The organism is Streptomyces sp. NPDC059957 (assembly GCF_042730015.1).
Lineage (GTDB): Bacteria > Actinomycetota > Actinomycetes > Streptomycetales > Streptomycetaceae > Streptomyces.
In genome coordinates, this window is the sequence record NZ_JBHWMB010000001.1 from 79,905 (window position 1) to 99,476 (window position 19,572).

A 19,572-nucleotide genomic window follows, 5' to 3' on the forward strand; every position below is an offset into this window, starting at 1 on the left:
GGATCAGCACGTTCCTAGGTAAGCAGGGCTCCGAGTTCGGCGGAGCCCCGGTTCAGCGCAGGCCGGGGATGAGGGAGACGACCATGTCGATGAGCTTGATGCCGATGAACGGGGCGACCAGGCCGCCGAGTCCGTAGAGCGTGAGGTTTCGGCGGAGCATCTTGTCGGCGCTGGTGGGCCGGTACTGGACGCCCTTCAGGGCGAGCGGGACCAGGGCGATGATCACCAGCGCGTTGAAGATGACGGCGGAGAGGATCGCGGAGTCGGGGGAGTGCAGGCCCATGACGTTGAGCTTGTCCAGGCCCGGGTAGACCGCCGCGAACATGGCCGGGATGATCGCGAAGTACTTGGCGACGTCGTTGGCGATGGAGAAGGTGGTCAGCGCGCCGCGGGTGATCAGCAACTGCTTGCCGATCTCCACGATTTCGATGAGCTTGGTGGGGTTGGAGTCCAGGTCCACCATGTTCCCGGCCTCCTTGGCGGCCGAGGTGCCGGTGTTCATCGCGACGCCGACGTCCGCCTGGGCGAGGGCCGGGGCGTCGTTCGTACCGTCGCCCGTCATGGCGACGAGCTTGCCGCCGGCCTGCTCGCGCTTGATGAGGGCCATCTTGTCCTCGGGGGTGGCCTCGGCGAGGAAGTCGTCGACGCCCGCCTCCTCGGCGATGGCCTTGGCGGTCAGCGGGTTGTCGCCGGTGATCATGATGGTCTTGATGCCCATGCGCCGCAGCTCGTCGAAGCGTTCGCGCATGCCCTCCTTGACGACGTCCTTGAGGTGGATGACACCGAGGACCCGGGCGCCCTTCTCGTCCTCCAGCGCGACGAGCAGCGGGGTGCCGCCGGCGCCGGAGATCTCGTCGACCTTGGCCCGCGCGTCCGGGGCGACCGTACCGCCCTGTTCGCCGACCCAGGCGATGATCGAACCGGCCGCTCCCTTACGGACCTTGCGGCCGTCCACGTCCACGCCCGACATGCGGGTCTGCGCGGTGAAGGGGATCCATTCGGCGCCCACCAGTTCTCCCTGGTGGCGTTCGCGCAGGCCGTACTTCTCCTTCGCGAGGACCACGATGGAGCGGCCCTCGGGGGTCTCGTCGGCCAGCGAGGAGAGCTGGGCGGCGTCGGCCAGTTCGGCGGCGATGGCGCCGGTGACGGGGACGAACTCGGAGGCCTGGCGGTTGCCGAGGGTGATGGTGCCGGTCTTGTCGAGGAGCAGGGTCGAGACGTCGCCGGCGGCTTCCACCGCGCGCCCCGACATGGCCAGGACGTTGCGCTGGACCAGGCGGTCCATGCCCGCGATGCCGATGGCGGAGAGCAGGGCGCCGATGGTGGTGGGGATGAGGCAGACCAGCAGCGCGGTCAGCACGATCATCGACTGCTTGGCGTGCGCGTACATCGCGAACGGCTGGAGGGTGACGACGGCGAGCAGGAAGACGATGGTGAGGGACGCCAGGAGGATGTTGAGCGCGATCTCGTTCGGTGTCTTCTGCCGGGAGGCGCCCTCGACCAGGTTGATCATGCGGTCGATGAAGGTCTCGCCGGGCTTCGTCGTGATCTTGATGACGATCCGGTCGGAGAGCACCTTGGTGCCGCCGGTGACGGCGGAGCGGTCGCCACCGGACTCGCGGATGACCGGGGCGGATTCGCCGGTGATGGCGGACTCGTCCACGGACGCGACGCCTTCGACCACGTCGCCGTCGCCGGGGATGACGTCCCCGGCTTCACAGACCACGAGGTCGCCGATACGGAGATCCGTGCCCGGGACCTGCTCCTCGACGGCGCCGTTCAGGCGGCGGGCGACGGTGTCGGTCTTGGCCTTGCGCAGGGTGTCGGCCTGGGCCTTCCCGCGGCCCTCGGCCACCGCTTCGGCGAGGTTGGCGAAGATGGTGGTCAGCCACAGCCAGACGGTGATCGCCCAGCCGAAGAGGTTGCCCGGGTCGGAGATCGCCAGCGCGGTGGTCAGTACGGAGCCGATCAGCACCACGAACATGACCGGTGACTTGACCATCACCCGGGGGTCGAGCTTCTTCACCGCGTCCGGGAAGGACTTGAGCAGCTGCTTCGGGTCGAAGACGCCGCCGCCGATCCTGGCCTTCTCGGGCTTGTGACCGCTGGGCAGGTCCCCGTGCGGGGCGCGGGTGGGGGTGACGGTGCTCATGAGGCGAGCCCTTCGGCGAGCGGGCCCAGCGCCAGGGCCGGGAAGTAGGTGAGGCCCGTGACGATGACGATCGTGCCGACGAGCAGGAAGGTGAACAGCGGCTTCTCGGTGCGCAGGGTGCCCGCCGTCGCCGGGACCGGCTGCTGTTCGGCGAGCGAGCCGGCCAGGGCCAGGACGAAGACCATCGGCAGGAAGCGGCCGAGGAGCATCGCCAGTCCGGTGGTCGTGTTGAACCACTGGGTGTTGGCGTTCAGGCCCGCGAAGGCCGAGCCGTTGTTGTTGCCGGCCGAGGTGTAGGCGTAGAGGATCTCGGAGAAGCCGTGCGCGCCGCCGTTGGACATGGAGTGTCCGGGGGTGGGCAGGGCCATCGCCAGGGCCGTGAAGCCGAGCACCACGGCCGGGGTGATGAGGATGTAGCAGGCGGCGAACTTGATCTGGCGGGTGCCGATCTTCTTGCCCAGGTACTCGGGGGTGCGGCCGACCATCAGGCCGGCGATGAACACCGCGATGATCGCCATGATCAGCATGCCGTAGAGCCCGGAGCCGACGCCGCCGGGCGCGATCTCGCCGAGCTGCATGCCCAGCAGCTGGATCCCGCCGCCGAGACCGGTGTAGGAGGAGTGGAAGGAGTTGACGGCGCCGGTCGAGGTCAGCGTCGTGGCGACCGAGAAGATCGCGGACGCACCGATCCCGAAGCGGGCCTCCTTGCCCTCCATCGCACCGCCCGCGGCCTGGAGCGCCGGGCCGTGGTGGCCGAATTCCGTCCACATCATCAGGGCGGTGAAACCGAGCCAGATGGTGACCATCGTGGCGAGGATCGCGTAGCCCTGGCGGACCGAGCCGATCATCTTCCCGAAGGTGCGGGTCAGTGCGAAGGGGATGAGCAGGATCAGGAAGATCTCGAAGAGGTTCGAGAAGGGGGTCGGGTTCTCGAAGGGGTGGGCGGAGTTGGCGTTGAAGTAGCCGCCGCCGTTGGTGCCCAGCTCCTTGATGGCCTCCTGCGAGGCGACGGCCCCGCCGTTCCACTGCTGCTTCGCTCCCAGGCTGTGCCCATTTACGAACTGCCCCACCTCGTGGATGCCGGAGAAGTTCTGGATGACCCCGCAGGCCACCAGGACGACCGCGGCGATCACCGACAGGGGGAGCAGGATGCGGACGGTGCCGCGGACCAGGTCGGACCAGAAGTTGCCGAGCTCGCCGGTGCGGGAGCGCGCGAAGCCCCGTACGAGGGCGACCGCCACGGCCATGCCCACGGCGGCGGAGAGGAAGTTCTGCACCGCGAGGCCGCCGGTCTGCATGAGCGGGCCCATGGCCTGCTCACCGGAGTACGACTGCCAGTTCGTGTTCGACACGAAGGAGGCGGCGGTGTTGAAGGCCTGGTCCGGCTTGATGGAGACGAAGCCGAGGGAGCCGGGCAAATGGCCCTGCAGGCGCTGGAGCAGGTAGAGGAAGAGGACGCTCACCGCGGAGAAGGCGAGGACCGAGCGCAGGTACGCCGGCCAGCGCATCTCGGCGTCGGGGTTGGCGCCGACCGCCTTGTAGATCCACTTCTCGGGGGCGTAGTGCTTCTTCGAGGAGTAGACGCGGGCCATGTGATCGCCCAGGGGGCGATAGGCGAGGGCCAGGGCCGCGAAGAGCGCGAGCAGCTGGAGCACCCCGGCGAGGACGGGACTCATCGGCGCTAGAACCTCTCCGGGAAGACGAGGGCGACGACGAGGTAACCCAGCAGCGCGACGGCGACCAGCAGGCCGACAACGTTTTCGGCGTTCACAGCTTGGCCACCCCCTTGGCGACGAGGACCACCAGCGCGAAGACCGCGATCGTGGTGACGACGAAGGCCAGATCGGCCATCGTGAGCTCCCGGAGGGTTCGAGGACGGGCGTTTTTCGGACACCTCCGAGTGGAACGCCTTTTCGGCCTCTCACAGGCTTCCTTGACGGGGCCCATACGCCCGTTGGCGCCGCCTTGACGGGTCCCTAACGCCGATAGGTCGGATTCCGTATCCTGGAAATTCTTTTCCGGCATGTGGTATTCACGTTATGCTCCGGGCGTCCGCACGCGGAAAGCCGGCCCTGCCAGGAGGAATGCCATGTCCGAGATGTCCGAGAGCCGTGTCGAGAGCCGTGTCGCCCTGATCACCGGGTCCTCCTCCGGCATCGGCGCCGGCATCGCCCGCAGGCTGGCCGCGGCCGGCATCCGCGTGGTCCTGAACTCGGCGCGCAGCGAGGACGCGGGCAAGGCGCTCGCCGCCGAACTGCCCGACGCGGTCTACGTCCGGGGCGACGTCGCGGACGCCGACGACGCGCGGCGGATCGTCCGGACGGCGATCGACACGTACGGGCGGCTCGACATCCTGGTCAACAACGCGGGCGTCACCCGGTTCATCCCGCTGGGCGACCTGGACGCGGCCGACGCGGACGCCTGGCGCGAGATCTTCGAGGTCAACGTCATCGGCACCTGGCAGATGATCACCGCGGCCACCCCCCACCTCCGGGCGTCAGGGGAGAACGGCTCCGGCGCGGGCTCGATCATCAACATCTCCTCGGTCTCCGCGACCCGCGCGCTCGGCAGCTCCATCCCCTACGCCGTCAGCAAGTCCGCGGTCAACCACATGACCCGGCTGCTGGCCTCCCAGCTCGGACCCGCCGTCCGGGTGAACGCGATCGCGCCCGGCCTGATCGACACCCCCTGGTACGAGGGCGAGGACCAGGTGTGGGAGAGCTCGCGGGAGTGGATCACGGAGAACACCCCGCTGCGCCGCGTGGGCACCCCCGAGGACGTGGCCGAGGCCGCGCTCTACCTGGTCGACGCCGCCTACACGACCGGCGACGTGCTCACCGTCGACGGCGGCCGGCACATCGTCTGACGCACCCGGCCGGCTCCCGGCCCGCTCCCGGCCATCCCCACCGGATTCCACATCGTGGACAACTACCCTCGGAATATGAACGCAGAAGCCGACGCACGCGACGCCGCCACACAGGCAACCACCGCAAAGGCCACCGTGAAGGCCGACGACCGCAGTCACGTCTTCCACTCCTGGTCGGCCCAAGAGCTCATCGACCCGCTCGCCGTGGCCGGTGCCGAGGGTTCCTACTTCTGGGACTACGACGGCAACCGCTTCCTCGACTTCTCCAGCGCCCTCGTCTACACGAACATCGGCTACCAGCACCCGAAGGTGGCCGCGGCCATCGCCGAGCAGGCCGGCAAGCTCTGCACCGTCGCGCCCGGCTTCGCCGTCGACGTGCGCTCCGAGGCGGCCCGGCTGATCGCCGAGCGCACCCCGGGCGACCTCGACAAGATCTTCTTCACCAACGCGGGTGCCGAGGCCGTGGAGAACGCCGTCCGCATGGCGCGGGTGCACACCGGCCGGACCAAGGTGCTCTCCGCGTACCGCTCGTACCACGGGGCCACCTCCACCGCGATCAACCTCACCGGGGACGCGCGCCGCTTCGGCAACGACAGCGCCACCGCCGGCGTCGTGCACTTCTGGGGCCCCTTCGCCTACCGCTCGCCCTTCTACGCGGCCACCCCCGCCGAGGAGTGCGAGCGCGCGCTGCGCCACCTGGAAGACACCATCGTCTTCGAGGGACCGCAGTCCATCGCCGCGATCATCCTGGAGACCGTCGGCGGCGCCCCCGGCGTCCTCGTGCACCCCGACGGCTACCTGGCCGGGGTCCGCGCGCTCTGCGACCGCTTCGGCATCGTCTTCATCCTCGACGAGATCATGGTCGGCTTCGGCCGCACCGGTAAGTGGTTCGCCTCCGAACACTGGGACGTCGTCCCCGACCTGATCTGCTTCGCCAAGGGCGTGACCAGCGGATACGTCCCCCTCGGCGGGGTCGCCATCTCGGCCGCCATCGCCGAGACGTTCGCCCGCCGGCCCTACCCGGGCGGGCTGACGTACTCCGGGCACGTGCTGGCCTGCGCCGCCGCCGTCGCGACGATCAACGTCATGGAGGAGGAGGGCATCGTCGAGCAGTCCGCCCGCACCGGCGCGGAGCTGCTCGGGCCCGGCCTCGCCGCCATTGCCGCACGCCACCCGTCCGTCGGGGAGGTCCGCGGGCTCGGCACCTTCTGGGCCCTGGAGCTCGTACGGAACAAGGAGACGCGCGAGCCGCTGGTCCCGTACAACGCCGCCGGCGCCGACAACGCGCCGATGGCCGAGTTCGGGGCGGCCCTGAAGAAGGGCGGCCTGTGGCCGCTGCTCGCCGGGAACCGCATCCACGTCGCGCCGCCCTGCAACGTGTCCGCCGAGGATGTGGACAAGGGCCTGCGGATCATCGACGAGGCCCTGACGGTGGCCGACGCGCACACCGTCTGACCTGCGCCGCTCATAAGGTCGCCCAAACCGTGGGTGCCTGTTCTCGGAGGATCCGCTCTCTTACGAACGGCATGTGAACGTGCTGGAATCAACAGGCACCTACGGACCGGGATGCACGTCAGTCCCGGGGCGGTCCACGCGGGGAATCGGCGTGACCGAACGGCGGGGGGCGGGCTGCGCGTCCGCCGGACGCCGGGCGTACGGGATCCAGACGACCGGACTCCGTGTTCCCGAGTACCCGAAGGAAGACAGCGCATGAGCAAGCACATCCTCGCCCAGAACCAGTACGGCAAGGCCGAGAACCGCATCGTCAAGGTCACCCGCAAGGGCAGCGACGGTTCCTGGCACGAGATCCGCGACCTCAACGTCTCCGTCGCGCTGCGCGGCGAGTTCCGCGACGTCCACCTCACCGGTGACAACGCCAACTGCCTGCCCACGGACACCACCAAGAACACGGTGTACGCCTTCTCCAAGGAGCACGGCGTCGCCTCCCCCGAGGCCTTCGGCATCCTGCTCGCCAAGCACTTCGTCTCCTCCCAGGCCCCGATCCGCGAGGCGCAGATCCGCGTCGAGGAGTACGCCTGGGAGCGGATCCCGGTCCCGACGCGCAAGGAGCAGCACTCGTTCGCCCTCAAGGGCACCGAGGTGCGCACCGCGCAGATCACGTACAGCGAGACCACCGGTCTCCAGGTGATCTCGGGTCTGAAGGACCTGACCGTGATGAACTCGACCAACTCCGAGTTCCACGGCTTCATCAAGGACAAGTACACGACGCTGCAGGAGGCGTACGACCGCATCCTGGCGACCAAGGTCACCGCGCGCTGGGCGCACTCGGCGCTCGCCGCCGACGACGCCGAGTACGACTGGGACCAGTCGTACAAGAAGGTCCGCAAGAACATGCTGGAAGCCTTCGCGGAGACCTACTCGTACTCCCTGCAGCAGACCCTGAACCAGATGGCCGAGCGCGTGCTCGACAACTGCCCCAAGGTCAACGAGGTGCGCCTCAACCTCCCCAACAAGCACCACTTCCTCGTCGACCTGGAGCCCTTCGGCCTCAAGAACGACAACGAGGTCTACTTCGCGGCCGACCGCATGTACGGCCTCATCGAGGGCACCGTGCACCGCGACGGCGTGCAGCCGGTGATCGCGACGAGCGACTGGATCGTGGCGTAGCGCCCGCTCAGCTCCGCAGGTAATTCGGCCCGGACCGCGCCGCGGGGTCCGGGCCGTTCCGCGTCCTAGGACTGTTCGGGCTGCACGGGCTGCACGGGCTGCACGGGCTGCATGGGGTGCTCGGGCTGCTCCTCCGGCTGTCCCACGAGCAGGTTCCAGCGTCCGGAGCGCCCCGTCAGGGCCGTCACCGACTCCGGGCGTACGTCGAACCGCCAGAAGGCCGCCGCGGGCAGCTCCAGGGCCCACACCGCGGCCGCCCGTACGACGCCCTGCCCGACGACCGCCCGGTGCGTGCCCGGCGCCAGCGTGCCCAGGTGTGCGCCGACCCGCGCGATCAGCGCCTCCACGGACTCCCCGCCGCCCGGCGGCGCGTACGAGGCGTCGGTCATCCAGCGCCGCAGCCCCTCGGGGGCCTCCCCGGCCACTTCGTCCATGGTCCGTCCGGCCCAGGCCCCGTGGTCCTGGCCGCGCAGCCCCTCGTGCCCCGGGCACGGATCCCCGTACGGGAAGCGGTGCAGGCGCCCCGCCTCGTCCAGCGGGGGTGTCACGAGGCGGACGCGTACGGTGGTGGGGTGCACCGTCCGATTCTCCCGGGGTTTCGCACCGCGTTCAACCATCGGCCATCTGTCCGGCGCGGACATGACAATCGCCCGGGCGAGCGTCTTTCTCTCAGGGCAAAACCCTCATGAAGGAAGAACATTGACCATACGTTCGGCCGCCCGCGCCTCCGTACTCGTGCTCTGCACCGCACTCGCCGCGTCCGTCGCGCTCCCGGCACAGGCCTCCTCGATCGGCAGCATCCGCCCCAAGGCCGAGACCGCGCCGCTGTACGACGACGAGCCCGGCGGCGACGCCAACGCGGACGACCCGTCGATCTGGCGCAACGCCGCCGACCCGGGCCGCAGCCTGGTGATCGCGACCGCCAAGCAGGGCGGTCTGCGCGTCTACGACCTGGAGGCGCGCCAAGTGCAGTCGATCGCCGCCCCGGCCGGTCCGGGCGCCGACGACGCTCCCGGCCGTTTCAACAACGTCGACCTGGTCAACGGCCTGCGTCTGGGCGGCGGGCGCGCCGACGTCGCGGTGGTCAGCGACCGGGGCAACGACCGCCTGCGGATCTACCGGATCGACCGCAACCGCCCCGGCGGCCCGCTCACCGACGTCACCGACCCGGCGGCGCGCCCGGTCTTCTCCGCCGACCAGGCCGAGATCAACGAGCAGAAGACCGCGTACGGCCTGGCCACCTGGACGGACCGGAAGACCGGCCGGTCCTACGCGGCGGTCAGCCAGCGCAACCGCACCCGGATCGCCCTGCTGGAGCTGGTCGCCACCCCCGCCGGCACCGTCGACTACCGCCAGGTGCGCACGCTCGACCTGCCGTCCTCCTTCCGCCTGCCGAACGGCGCCTCCTGGACGCCCTGCGCCGAGCCGGGCGAGCTGGCGCAGGTCGAGGGCATGGTCGTCGACCCCGCGGACGGCACCCTGTACGCGGGGCAGGAGGACGTCGGCATCTGGCGCATCGACGCGGGCCTCACCGGCACGCCGAAGCTGATCGACAAGGTGCGCGAGTACGGCGTCCCCGGCACCTACGACGAGGAGACCGAGGAGTGCGCGCCCGGCGCCGATCCCGGCTACGGCGGCAAGCGCCTGAAGGCCGACGTCGAGGGCCTGACCCTGGTCACCGAGGCCGACGGCGACGGTTATCTGCTCGCCTCCAGCCAGGGCGACGACACCTTCGTCGCCTACGACCGCGAGCGCGAGGACCGCAACGAGTTCGAGGGCGCCTTCCGGATCACCGCGGCCTCCGCCGCCCTCGACGGCTCCGAGGTCTGCGACGGCGCCGCGGCCCTCAACGCCCCCCTCGGCACGCGCTACCCCCGCGGCCTGCTCGTCGTCCAGGACGGCCGGGAAACCCCCGGTGACGGCGACCGCGAGGCGACCGGGTTCAAGTTCGTCGACCTGGGCGAGGTGGTCGACGCCATCGGCTGACGCCCTCAACTGACGCCGTGGATCGATGCCATCGACCGACGACGTCGGTCGATGGCATCGGCCGTTGCCGTCGACCGGCGGGACGACGGTGAGACGGAGCCCTTCTGAGACGCCCCTGTAAGGCCGCCATAAAGAGCGGTACGGTGGCGGACGACAAGACGACGGTATGACGGAAGTCCGGTTGAGAATCCGGCACGGTCGCGCCACTGTGAATCCTCCCGGAGGGGGAGGAAAGTCAGACCCGCCACCGTCGTCGCAAGCACCACTGACCGGGACGCGTGTTCCCTCTGGAGGTTCCTGCCATGGCCGACTCCGCCGTGCCCACGACTGCCACCCCCCTGGCCGTCGCACCCATCTCCCTCTCCACCCTGGCCCCTTGGGCGCTGTTCGCCGGCGTCCTGATGCTGGTCCTGCTCTACCTCGTCGGCGCCGAGCAGGGCGCCACCGCGATCTTCGAAGGCGACACCGTCCACGAGTGGATGCACGACGGTCGCCACCTCCTCGGCTTCCCCTGCCACTGATCCACCGATCCGCAAGGGACCGAAAACTTCATGAACCCCATTTCCCCCCGCGTGCTCCTCATCAGGGGCATGCTCGCCGGCCTGCTCGCCGGAGTGGCCGCGTTCCTCGTCGCGTACTTCCTCGGTGAATCCCAGGTCGACGCGGCGATCGCCATCGAGGAAGCCGGAGCCCACGACCACCACGGCGAGGCGGCCCCGGTCAGCCGGGCCCTCCAGGCCACGGCCGGGCTGGGCACCGGAACGCTGCTCTACGGGATCGCGCTCGGCGGCATCGCCGCGCTCGTCTACTGCTATGCCCTGGGCCGGATCGGCCGCTTCGGCCCCCGGGCCACGGCGCTGCTCGTCTCCGGCGGTCTGTTCGTCACCGTCACCCTGGTGCCGTTCTTCAAGTACCCGGCCAACCCGCCGGCCGTCGGGGACCCCGAGACCACGGTCCAGCGGACCACCCTCTACGTCCTGATGCTCGCGCTCGGCCTGCTGCTCGCGGCGGCCGCGCTGATCCTGGGCCGGCGCCTGGCGCCGCGCCTGGGCAACTGGAACGCCTCGGTCGCCGCCTCGCTCGCCTTCGTGGTGGCCATCGGCATCGCCTACGCGTTCCTGCCCGGCATCAACGAGGTGCCGACGGGCTTCCCGGCGGCGCTCGTCTGGCAGTTCCGGCTCGCCTCGCTCGCCATTCAGGCCGCGATGTGGACCACTTTCGGCCTGGCTTTCGGATTTCTTGCCGAACGGGCCCTTGCCCCCGCCGTGACACCCAAGGAGGCTGTACAGCCTGCGAGTTGACGTCTTGCGTGCAAGTGACTGAGAGGCTGGTGGCGGCGCGGTGACGACGGCGACCCGAGAGCTCCGGGACCACCGAAGACCCAAAGGCCGCCGGGAGGCGCCGCACCGGCCGCACCCGCTGCACCTGGCTCACCTGCGTCACCTGCCTCATTTCCCGAACCGGCAGCAGTGGCGGGAGATGCGGGAGTGGCGGGGCTGGACGGGCGCCGCCCCGTTCTGGCTCAACGCGGTGCTCCTGCTGCTGACCCCGTTCACCACCGTCACCCTGCTCGCGCAGGCCGGCATCATCGCGGGCCTGACCGCCATCGGCGGCCTGGCCCGCCACCTCTGGTCGGGTGACTACGGCCATGCGGCCATCCACTCCGCCGCCGTGCTCATGGGTGCGGCGGCGGTCGCGGTCGTGGTGGTCTGACGGGGAGCCGTCCGGGGGGCTAGCCCCCCGGAAGACCGTCCCGGCTGCCGGATGTGGGGGCGGCCGACGCTCAACCATCCTCGTTTCATGACCACTTACCGCAGCAAGACCGTACTCGTCACCCTCTGCGCCACGGCCGTGGCGGCCACGCTGACCGGCACCGCCACCGGCGCCACGGCCACCACCACCACCACCACGGCCACCACCACGGCCCGTGGCACCGTGCCCGCCCTCGCCTGGGCGGCGTGCACGCACAAGGGCCACCTCGACGGCCAGCAGTGCGCGAAGCTGTCCGTCCCCCTCGACTACGCCGACCCGGCCGGCCCGCAGGTCGAGCTCGCCGTGTCCCGGCTGCCCAGTCCCCGCCCCGCCGCCCGGCGCGGGACGCTGGTCGTGGTGCCCGGCGGCCCGGGCAGCTCGGGTGTGCAGCGGCTCTCGCAGAAGGGGGCGGCGCTGGCAGGGCAGTTGGCCGGCGCCTACGACATCGTCGCGCTCGACCCGCGCGGTGTCGGCGGCAGCGTCACCGCCGCGTGCGGACTGGACGCGGCCGACCGGCGGCTGACGACCCTGCGCTCCTGGCCCGGCGCCGACGGGGGGATCGCGGCGAACGCGGAGCGCTCCCGCCGGGTCGCCGAGGCCTGCGCCGCGAACGGCGGTGCGGAGCTGCGCAGCTTCACCACCGCCAACCAGGCGCGCGACATGGACCGCTTCCGGGAGGCCCTCGGCGAGCGCAAGCTCTCGGTCTGGGCCGTCTCCTACGGAACCTACGTGACGGCGGTGTACGCGCAGAAGTTCCCGCACCGCACCGACCGCCTGGTCCTGGACAGCAGCGGGGACCCCGACCCGAAGCGGGTCGCGCGGGGCTGGCTCGCGAACATGGCGCAGGGCGCGGAGGACCGCTTCCCCGACTTCGCGGCCTGGGCGGCGGACCCGGCGCGGGCCGGGGAGGGGCTGCGACTCGCCGAACACCCGGACGACGTACGCCCGTTGTTCCTGGCGCTGGCCGAGGAACTGGACCGTTCCCCGAGGCCCTCGAACGTCCCCGGCCTGCCGCTGACCGGCACGATGCTGCGCCAGGCCATGCAGGTCGCCCTGTACGGCGACGCCCAGTTCCCCGGCTTCGCCCGCCTGGTCCGTGCGGCCCAGGACCCCAAGGCGGTCCCGGAGCTGCCCCAGGAGCTCGCCGGGGTGCTGCCCGATTCGGACGCGGCGTTGATGGTGGGGGTCATCTGCAACGACGTGGCCTGGCCGAAGGACGTCTCCGGCTACGAGCGGGCGGTGGCCGCGGACCGGGTCGCGCACCCCCTGACGGCCGGCATGCCGGCGAACGTCACCCCGTGCGCCTTCTGGAAGGACGCCCCCGCCGAGCGCCCCACCCGCATCACCGACCGGGGTCCCTCGAACATCCTGATGGTCCAGAACCTGCGCGACCCGGCGACCCCGTACGCCGCCTCCCTGAAGATGCGGGGCGCCCTCGGCTCGCGCGCCCGGCTGCTCACCGTCGACCACGGCGGCCACGGGGTCTACCTCGGCAACGGCAACGCCTGCGCCGACCGCACGATCACCGCGTACCTGACGACGGGGGAGCGTCCGGTCCGGGACTCCGCGTGCCCGGCCTGAAGATCCGGTCCAGGTGGTGGCGCAGCACCGCGACGGCCGACTCGGGGCCCCGCTGGCCCACCAGGATGCTGGTGCCCATGGTCGCCGCCATGGCGAGCAGGCTGATCGCCTCGATGCGCGCGTCGACCTCCGGGTCGGCCAGGCCCGATTCCTGGGCCTGGCCGATCAGCCCGGCCACCGCGTTCTCGGCGGCGTCGGGGTTGTCGATGAAGGGCTGGGCGGCCAGCGCCTCGTCGGTCACGGACAGGATCGAGTAGGAGCTGTAAAGGAGGTGGAAGGTGCGGCTCTCCTCGTCGGTCGGCAGGGAGGCCAGCAGCAGCGCCTCGATCGTCGCGCGCGGGCCGGGATCGGGGCCGGCGGCGGCGAGGCGGGCACCGACCCGGGAGGTGAAGCGGTCGGTCAGGTGCTGGAGACCGTAGAAGAGCAGCTTCTCCTTGGTCTGGAAGTAGTACTGGACCAGGCGCAGGGAGACCCCGGCCTCGGCCGCCACGTCGCGCATGCCGACCGCGTGCAGCCCGCGCCGTCCGGCGACGCGGATGAGTGCCTCGGCGATCTGGGTGCGCCGTTCCTCGTGGTCCACGCGTTTCGGCATGTTCTGGTGTCTCCGCCCGTCGGTGCCCGTGGGTGATGAGCCTGCGGCTCGTTTTCATGGTACCGCCGTATCAACATCATGGTACGGTCGTATCACGAAGAACGGATCCCCGGTCCTCCAGGAGGTGCCCCCGTGCCCGAGACCCCTACGCCTGAGAACAAGCCCCGTGTACGCCGCGACATCGGCCACTACGTGAGCGACGAGCTGCGCGACCGCTACTTCGCGGCCTGTGACGCCCTCTACGCGAAGGGGGCGCCCGCCCGCTTCGAGACGGACGTGGAGACGAGCTTCGGGACCACGCACGTCTACCGGTACGGCCCCACGAACCCGGCGGCGGAGTCCCGTACGCCGATCGTCCTGATCCACGGTTCGGGCGGCTGCTCGGCCCAGTGGTACCCCAACACCGTCGCCCTCAGCGCCGACCGGCCCGTCTACGCCCTCGACACCCCCGGCGACCCGGGCCGCAGCGTCCAGCGAGAGGTGATGTGGCAGCCCGAGCGGGCGGCCCAGTGGATGGACGAGGCCCTCGACGCGCTGGGCCTGGACCACGTCCACCTGGTCGGCTCCTCCTATGGCGGCTGGCTCGTCATCAATCAGGTGCACCTGCACCCCGGCCGCCTCGCCTCGGTCACCGCCCTGGACCCGGGCGGCCTGGAGAAGGTGGGGCTGCGCTTCTTCGTGTGGATCTTCGCCAGCCTCTTCGCGACCTACGCTCCCAAGTCCCTGCGCCCCGCCCTGGCCAAGTGGCTGGAGCAGCCGGTCCTGGTCGTCCCCGAACTGCGGGCGTGGATCCAGGCGAGCGTCCGCGCCTTCCGGATCCGCCGCCCGGCCCCGCTGCCACTTCTCGACGCGGAACTGGGCGCGATCCGCACGCCGTTCTACCTGATCATGGGCAAGCGGAGCCTGCTCGTGCACCCGAAGCGCCAGCTGGAGCGGGTGCCGCGGCTGATTCCCGGAGCGCGCGCCGAGATCGTCTCCGCGACCGGGCACGGCCCGCAGATCGACCACCCCGAGCTGGTCAACGCCCGGATGCTCAGCTTCTTCGAGGACGTCGACTCCCTCGACCCGGCCGCGCGCGGGGCCGCGTAACCGCCATCGGGCCGCGTAACTCCACCGGGCCGCTCAGCCGGTCCGGAAGCGGAGCCGGTACTCCGTCGGCGTGGTGCCGAGCGTGCGGCGGAACGCCCGTACGAGGGTGTCCGCGGTGCCGAACCCGCAGGTGGAGGCGATCCGTTCGAGCGTGGCATCGGTGGCTTCGAGCCGGCCCCGCGCCAGCTCCACGCGGGCCGCCTCGATGTAGGCGGCCGGGGTCATGCCCAGCTCGGACTTGAAGATCCGGGCCAACTGCCGCTCGCTGACGTGCGCGTACGCGGCGATGTCGGCCAGGCTCAGCCGGCCGCCCAGGTGCCGCCGGATGTAGTGCCGCAGGTCCTCGCCGCGCCGCGTCGCGGAGACGGGCTCCAGGGGCACGCTGAACTGGCTCTGCCCGCTCGGCCGCTTCACGTACATCACCAGCTGCCGGGCCACGCGCAGGGCGACGCTCTCGCCGAAGTCCTCGGCCACCAGGGCGAGGGCGAGGTCCAGGCAGGCGCTGATGCCGGCGCCGGTCCACACCTCGCCCTCCCGGATGAAGACCGGGTCGGCGTCCACCTCGACCGCCGGGTGGTCGGCGGCGAGCTGCTCCGCGGTGGACCAGTGCGTGGTGGCCCGCTTGCCGTCGAGCAGCCCGGCCGCGGCCAGCAGGTGCGCCCCCACGCAGACGGACGCGACCCGGCGCGTGCGCGCGGCGAGCGTCCGTACCCAGTCGACCACCTCCGGGTCGGTGAGGGCGCGGACGCGGCGCTCGGCGTCCAGCTCGACGGCGCCGGGCACCAGGAGCGTGTCGATGCTCCGCGCGGCCGCCTCGGCGAAGGTCAGGTCCGGCAGGATGCGCACCCCGGCCGAGGTGGTGACGGGGTCGAGCGTCCGGGCGGCCAGGGCGACCCGGTAGCCGGCCGCGTCGTCCGTCTCCCGCGGAACCAGGGAGAACACCTCGGGCGGCCCGGTGACGTCCAGCAGGTCGACGCCCTCGAAGAGCACGATCACGATCAGTCGCGCGACGGGCTCCAGGGGCGCGGAATCAGGGTCCGGGTCCAGCCGGTGTCCATGTCCATAGGTCTCCATGGTCTCCATGACGCCTCCGTGGGTCCTTCTCCAGCGCCGCTCACAGGCAGATGTGTGCAACGCTAACACGGTTAGTAAGCAATGATTACGAATCCCCGTGCTGCCCGGCCTGCGCACCGCCACCCCCCAGGTCGGAACTGTTAGCGCTGCTACCATCGACGCCATGTCAACGGCCCGAGAGCGCATTCTGGAAGCCACCGCGGAGCTGCTCGCCACCAAGGACGCACCGGCGATCTCCACCCGTGCCATCTGCGACCGGGCCAAGGTCGGCATGCCCGAGATCTACCGCCAGTTCGGCGACAAGGAGGGGCTGCTCACCGCGGTGGCCGACATCGGCTTCGAGCGGTTCCTCGCCAACAAGCGCCGCAATCCGCGGACCGACGACCCGGTGGCGGACCTGCGTACGGCCTGGGACAGCCACGTGGCGTTCGCGCTCGGCAACCCCCACCTCTACCGGCTGATGTTCACCCCGGCGGGAGCGGCCAAGCCGCAGGCGATCGGGGAGGCGCAGGCCCTGCTCCTGGCCGCCGTGGAGCGCTGCCGCGACGCCGGCCGGCTGCGGACGGCCCCGGCGCTGGCCGGGCAGTCGATCCTCTCCGCCAACGTCGGCGTGTGTCTGATGGCGCTGTCCTTCCCCGAGCTGTACGGGGGCCTGGACATCTCCCGGTCGGTACGGGACGCGGTGATCGGCAAGGTCACCGGCGACGAGCGGGAGGACACGCGGATCGGCGCCGCGACCGTCCTCGCCCAGGCCCTGGTCGACACCCTCACGGGAGCGACCCCGGCGTGACATCGTGGCCCCATGGCCATCGAAATCCGCCCGGCTTCGGTCTTCGAGGACGTCCGCACCCTGATCGGTCCCAAGTCGCCCGAGGCCAACGTCTGCTGGTGCCTGAGCTACCGGATCCCGTCCAAGCTCAACAACGAGCTCCGGGGACCGGCCCGCGGTGAGCACGTCGCCGAACTGTGCCGGACCGGGACCCCTCTGGGAGTGCTCGCCTACGACGGCGACGAGCCGGTCGGCTGGGCCGCCGTGGCACCGCGCTCGGACACCTCCTTCGCGCGCAGCCGGAAGATCCCGTACGTCGACGACCTGCCGGTCTGGTCGCTGTGGTGCATCCGCGTACGCCCCGGCCACCGGAAGAAGGGGGTCTCGCACGCCCTCATCGCCGGTGCGGTCGACTTCGCCCGGTCCCACGGCGCGCCGGCGATCGAGGCCTACCCGCTCGACAGCGGCGACGCCAGGGTCGACCTGACGATGGCGTACGCCGGGATCAGGAAGAACTTCGAACGCGCCGGCTTCACCCACGCCGCCGACACCACCTCGGTGCTGGCCGGTCATCCCCGGGTCCTGATGCGGCTCGACCTGCGCTGACCGCGGTCCTGCGCCTACGCACCGGCACCGGCACCGGCACCGGCACCGGCACCGGCACCGAGGGTGAACCGGTCGACCAGCTCGACGAACTCGTCCTCCTTCTCGAAGAACGCGACGTGCCCGGCCTCGATCTCCGCGTACGTGCTGGGCGCGGCTGTTCTCCACCGGGACGGTGAAGTCCAGGGTGGCGCCGATGACTAGCGTGGCGCAGGGTGCCGGGGGTGGGCGGCATGTTCGGGATCAGCAGCAGCTCCACCTGCTCGCGGCCGATCGCGTTGAGGAAGCCCCGGCTGAAGCCGGCCATGGTGACCGCGCGGCCGAAGGCGGCCGGGTCCGAGGCGCCGAGCTGCTGCCACAGGGTGAAGAGGTTGCGCAGGTACTCGTCCCCCTCGGTGTGGGCCCAGCCGGCGACCAGGATCAGCCGGCGCACGCGATCGCCCGGCGGGATCGGGGTCAGGCCGCGCGGCAGAGGTCCGCGGGGCCGGCCGGGGCCGCGGCGCGTGCAACGGGGGCGGTCGCGGTCGCGGTCGCGGTCGCGGGCACGGGGCGGGCGCTGGTGCGTACGGCGGACGCGGTCTGCGAGCGGTGCTGCGCGAAGACGACGAGGCGCAGCACCGCGAACCGCGCGGCACCGGCGAGCGCGGAGGCGGACAGGTAGACGACCTGTTCCCGCAGGGCGCCGGGCGAGGCGTCGAGCTGCCTCAGGACGAGCATCGCCGCGCAGGTCACCGCGTACGCGGCCGCCGCGGATCCGGCCGACTGCGCATGCTGGCGCCACGTCGCCCGCCCGCCCGCGCCGAAGGTGAAGCGGGCGTGCAGCTCGGTGGCGAGGAGCGTGGAGACCACGGTGATCAGGGCGTTGGCCAGGATCCAGGGAACCCAGGAGCCTAGGGCCGCGACGGCGAAGCTGGAGGCGACCCCCACCCCTCCGCCACAGAGCACGAAGCGGGAGAAGGCGGTGAAGGCCCCGGCTGCCGCCTGCGTCCGGTTCTGCACTGTCTCCATGATCCAACCCCTCCGATGGTGACTCCGTGGAACCTGCGGACCGCGGACCGCGCCGCCGTGGTGCCATGATGGCACATCGGTGGCGCCATAGCGAGGTCTTTGTGGCGCCATCCGTGCGGTCGGTGGCGCCACGAGGGCTGCCGGGCGAGCCCCGCGGCCCGGATCCCCGGCGCATCCACCCCCATGTGACCCACGTCACGCTCGACTCCTGTCAGGAATCGGGGCGCTGTCCCGCTCAAGTCACCGACAGCCCAGTGAACCGACAGGAGCACCCCATGAAGCACCGCATCCTCGTCCTCGGTGCCGGCTACGCCGGGGCCTACGTGGCCGGGAACCTGGCCCGCCGGCTGTCCCCGGCGGACACCGAGATCACCGTGGTCAACGCCGTGCCGGACTTCGTCGAGCGGCTGCGGCTGCACCAGGTCGCAGCCGGCCAGGACATCGGGACCCGCCCGCTCGCCGAGGTCTTCGCGGGCACCGGCATCCGGCTGCGCCTGGCCCGGGTCACCGCCCTCGACCCCGAGCGCAGGGTCGTCGCCGTGGCCGACGCCGACGGCGGCGCCGACGAGCTCGGCTACGACACCCTCCTCTACGCGCTCGGAAGCCACGGCGACGACCGCGGTGTCCCCGGCGCGGCCGACCACGCCTTCGACGTCGCCACCCGGCCCTCGGCGCTGCGCCTGCGCGAGCGCCTGGACGGCCTGCGGGAGGGCGGGAGCGTGGTGGTCGTCGGTGACGGGCTGACCGGCATCGAGACCGCCACCGAGATCGCCGAATCCCGGCCCGGCCTGTCGCTCACCCTGATCGCCCGCGGCGAGCTGGGCGCCGCCCTCTCCGCCGGAGCCCGCGGCCACCTGCGCCGGGCCTGCGACCGGCTGGGCATCACCGTCCTGGAACACACCGCCGTCGAAGCCGTGGAAGCGACCCGGGTCCTGTGCGCCGACGGCACCGCCCTGCCCTCCGACGCGACCGTGTGGACGGCCGGGTTCGCGGTGCACCCCCTCGCCGCCGCCGCCGGGCTGGCGGTCACCGAGAGCGGCCGGATCCTCGTCGACGCCACCATGCGCTCGCTCTCGCACCCCGACGTCTACGCGGCCGGGGACAGCGTCCACACCCTGGGCGCCAACGGCCTGCCGCTGCCCATGTCCTGCGCTTCGGCCGGCTTCACCGGCATGCAGGCCATGAAGGCCATCGTGGGCACCCTGACCGGCGGCAGGACCGGCCACGTCAAGCTGGACTACCCGGGCAACCACATCAGCCTCGGGCGCCGCGACGGGATCCTGCAGTTCGTCGACCAGGAGGCCCGGGCCAAGCCGAAGTACGTGGGCGGGCGGAAGGCCGCACGGATCAAGGCGGGCATCCTCAAGGTGTCGCTGTGGAGCACCTCGCACCCGACCTTCTGCGTGCCCAAGCGTCAACGCCGCCTGGCCGCCGTGCCGGACGCCCCCGCACGAGCGGGCCGCCTAGGGTGA

At 71.3% G+C, this 19,572-nt stretch carries 20 protein-coding genes and 1 riboswitch; of the genes, 12 read left to right on the top strand and 8 right to left on the bottom strand.

Annotated features, from left to right (window positions below; genetic code table 11):
* Positions 1-52: 52 nt before the first annotated feature.
* From kdpB to ACFWBW_RS00415, 4 genes are read right to left on the bottom strand one after another with little or no spacing between them, the layout of a single operon-like run.
* A complete protein-coding gene (gene kdpB / locus ACFWBW_RS00400; RefSeq protein ID WP_385367150.1) occupies positions 53-2,152 on the bottom strand; it encodes a potassium-transporting ATPase subunit KdpB in 2,100 nt (699 codons plus the stop codon).
* Positions 2,149-3,828, bottom strand: coding sequence for a potassium-transporting ATPase subunit KdpA (gene kdpA / locus ACFWBW_RS00405; RefSeq protein ID WP_385367152.1), 1,680 nt, complete (start codon positions 3,826-3,828; stop codon positions 2,149-2,151). The genes kdpB and kdpA overlap by 4 nt, the downstream gene beginning before the upstream one ends.
* A 5-nt stretch (positions 3,829-3,833) precedes the next feature.
* Positions 3,834-3,923, bottom strand: coding sequence for a K(+)-transporting ATPase subunit F (gene kdpF, locus ACFWBW_RS00410; protein ID WP_215024204.1), 90 nt, complete (start codon positions 3,921-3,923; stop codon positions 3,834-3,836).
* A complete protein-coding gene (locus ACFWBW_RS00415) occupies positions 3,920-4,177 on the bottom strand; it encodes a hypothetical protein (protein WP_385367154.1) in 258 nt (85 codons plus the stop codon). The genes kdpF and ACFWBW_RS00415 overlap by 4 nt, the downstream gene beginning before the upstream one ends.
* Positions 4,178-4,241: 64 nt before the next feature.
* Here ACFWBW_RS00415 and ACFWBW_RS00420 point away from each other — a divergent pair, with 64 nt between their 5' ends.
* The 3 genes from ACFWBW_RS00420 to pucL all read left to right on the top strand — a co-directional run bounded on the left by ACFWBW_RS00420 (position 4,242) and on the right by pucL (position 7,646).
* Complete coding sequence (locus tag ACFWBW_RS00420) at positions 4,242-5,018, top strand: SDR family NAD(P)-dependent oxidoreductase (RefSeq protein ID WP_385367156.1); 777 nt, start codon at positions 4,242-4,244, stop codon at positions 5,016-5,018.
* Between the two features lie 75 nt (positions 5,019-5,093).
* Entirely contained in the window at positions 5,094-6,473 is a 1,380-nt protein-coding gene (locus ACFWBW_RS00425; RefSeq protein ID WP_385367158.1) for an aspartate aminotransferase family protein, read from the top strand.
* A 255-nt stretch (positions 6,474-6,728) separates the two neighbouring features.
* A complete protein-coding gene (gene pucL / locus ACFWBW_RS00430) occupies positions 6,729-7,646 on the top strand; it encodes a factor-independent urate hydroxylase (RefSeq protein WP_243330865.1) in 918 nt (305 codons plus the stop codon).
* A 65-nt stretch (positions 7,647-7,711) separates the two neighbouring features.
* Here pucL and ACFWBW_RS00435 read toward each other — a convergent pair whose 3' ends face one another.
* Positions 7,712-8,224 carry a histidine phosphatase family protein gene (locus ACFWBW_RS00435; protein ID WP_385367160.1) on the bottom strand — a complete coding sequence of 171 codons (513 nt, stop codon included), beginning with the start codon at positions 8,222-8,224 and terminating at the stop codon, positions 7,712-7,714.
* A 121-nt stretch (positions 8,225-8,345) separates the two neighbouring features.
* Between ACFWBW_RS00435 and ACFWBW_RS00440 the strand changes: the two genes are divergently transcribed.
* The 5 genes from ACFWBW_RS00440 to ACFWBW_RS00460 all read left to right on the top strand — a co-directional run bounded on the left by ACFWBW_RS00440 (position 8,346) and on the right by ACFWBW_RS00460 (position 12,965).
* The gene (locus ACFWBW_RS00440; protein ID WP_385367162.1) at positions 8,346-9,632 is read left to right on the top strand and encodes a phytase; all 1,287 of its coding nucleotides are present in this window, start codon (positions 8,346-8,348) and stop codon (positions 9,630-9,632) included.
* 127 nt (positions 9,633-9,759) lie between these two features.
* Positions 9,760-9,896, top strand: a riboswitch (cobalamin riboswitch).
* A gap of 38 nt (positions 9,897-9,934) precedes the next feature.
* Positions 9,935-10,153, top strand: coding sequence for a CbtB-domain containing protein (locus ACFWBW_RS00445; RefSeq protein WP_385367164.1), 219 nt, complete (start codon positions 9,935-9,937; stop codon positions 10,151-10,153).
* A 30-nt stretch (positions 10,154-10,183) separates the two neighbouring features.
* Positions 10,184-10,933 carry a CbtA family protein gene (locus ACFWBW_RS00450; protein ID WP_385367165.1) on the top strand — a complete coding sequence of 250 codons (750 nt, stop codon included), beginning with the start codon at positions 10,184-10,186 and terminating at the stop codon, positions 10,931-10,933.
* A gap of 178 nt (positions 10,934-11,111) precedes the next feature.
* Positions 11,112-11,345 carry a hypothetical protein gene (locus ACFWBW_RS00455; protein WP_385367167.1) on the top strand — a complete coding sequence of 78 codons (234 nt, stop codon included), beginning with the start codon at positions 11,112-11,114 and terminating at the stop codon, positions 11,343-11,345.
* A gap of 87 nt (positions 11,346-11,432) precedes the next feature.
* Complete coding sequence (locus ACFWBW_RS00460; protein WP_385367169.1) at positions 11,433-12,965, top strand: alpha/beta hydrolase; 1,533 nt, start codon at positions 11,433-11,435, stop codon at positions 12,963-12,965.
* Here ACFWBW_RS00460 and ACFWBW_RS00465 read toward each other — a convergent pair.
* Positions 12,907-13,557: a TetR/AcrR family transcriptional regulator gene (locus ACFWBW_RS00465; RefSeq protein WP_385367171.1), complete on the bottom strand. Its 651-nt coding sequence runs from the start codon at positions 13,555-13,557 to the stop codon at positions 12,907-12,909. The genes ACFWBW_RS00460 and ACFWBW_RS00465 overlap by 59 nt on opposite strands.
* A 132-nt stretch (positions 13,558-13,689) precedes the next feature.
* Here ACFWBW_RS00465 and ACFWBW_RS00470 point away from each other — a divergent pair, with 132 nt between their 5' ends.
* Positions 13,690-14,646 carry an alpha/beta fold hydrolase gene (locus tag ACFWBW_RS00470; RefSeq protein ID WP_385367173.1) on the top strand — a complete coding sequence of 319 codons (957 nt, stop codon included), beginning with the start codon at positions 13,690-13,692 and terminating at the stop codon, positions 14,644-14,646.
* A 33-nt stretch (positions 14,647-14,679) separates the two neighbouring features.
* Here the strand turns inward: ACFWBW_RS00470 and ACFWBW_RS00475 are convergent, their stop codons facing one another.
* Positions 14,680-15,666: a GlxA family transcriptional regulator gene (locus ACFWBW_RS00475; protein WP_385367455.1), complete on the bottom strand. Its 987-nt coding sequence runs from the start codon at positions 15,664-15,666 to the stop codon at positions 14,680-14,682.
* Between the two features lie 217 nt (positions 15,667-15,883).
* On the opposite strand from ACFWBW_RS00475, the gene ACFWBW_RS00480 reads away from it, so the two are divergent.
* Together ACFWBW_RS00480 and ACFWBW_RS00485 are read left to right on the top strand one after the other, a co-directional pair.
* Positions 15,884-16,510 carry a TetR/AcrR family transcriptional regulator gene (locus ACFWBW_RS00480; protein ID WP_385367175.1) on the top strand — a complete coding sequence of 209 codons (627 nt, stop codon included), beginning with the start codon at positions 15,884-15,886 and terminating at the stop codon, positions 16,508-16,510.
* Between the two features lie 12 nt (positions 16,511-16,522).
* Positions 16,523-17,095 carry a GNAT family N-acetyltransferase gene (locus ACFWBW_RS00485; protein WP_385367177.1) on the top strand — a complete coding sequence of 191 codons (573 nt, stop codon included), beginning with the start codon at positions 16,523-16,525 and terminating at the stop codon, positions 17,093-17,095.
* A 453-nt stretch (positions 17,096-17,548) separates the two neighbouring features.
* On the opposite strand, the gene ACFWBW_RS00490 is transcribed toward ACFWBW_RS00485, so the two are convergent.
* Entirely contained in the window at positions 17,549-18,100 is a 552-nt protein-coding gene (locus ACFWBW_RS00490) for a hypothetical protein (protein ID WP_385367179.1), read from the bottom strand.
* Positions 18,101-18,375: 275 nt separating this feature from the next.
* On the opposite strand from ACFWBW_RS00490, the gene ACFWBW_RS00495 reads away from it, so the two are divergent.
* Positions 18,376-19,572: an NAD(P)/FAD-dependent oxidoreductase gene (locus tag ACFWBW_RS00495; protein ID WP_385367181.1), complete on the top strand. Its 1,197-nt coding sequence runs from the start codon at positions 18,376-18,378 to the stop codon at positions 19,570-19,572.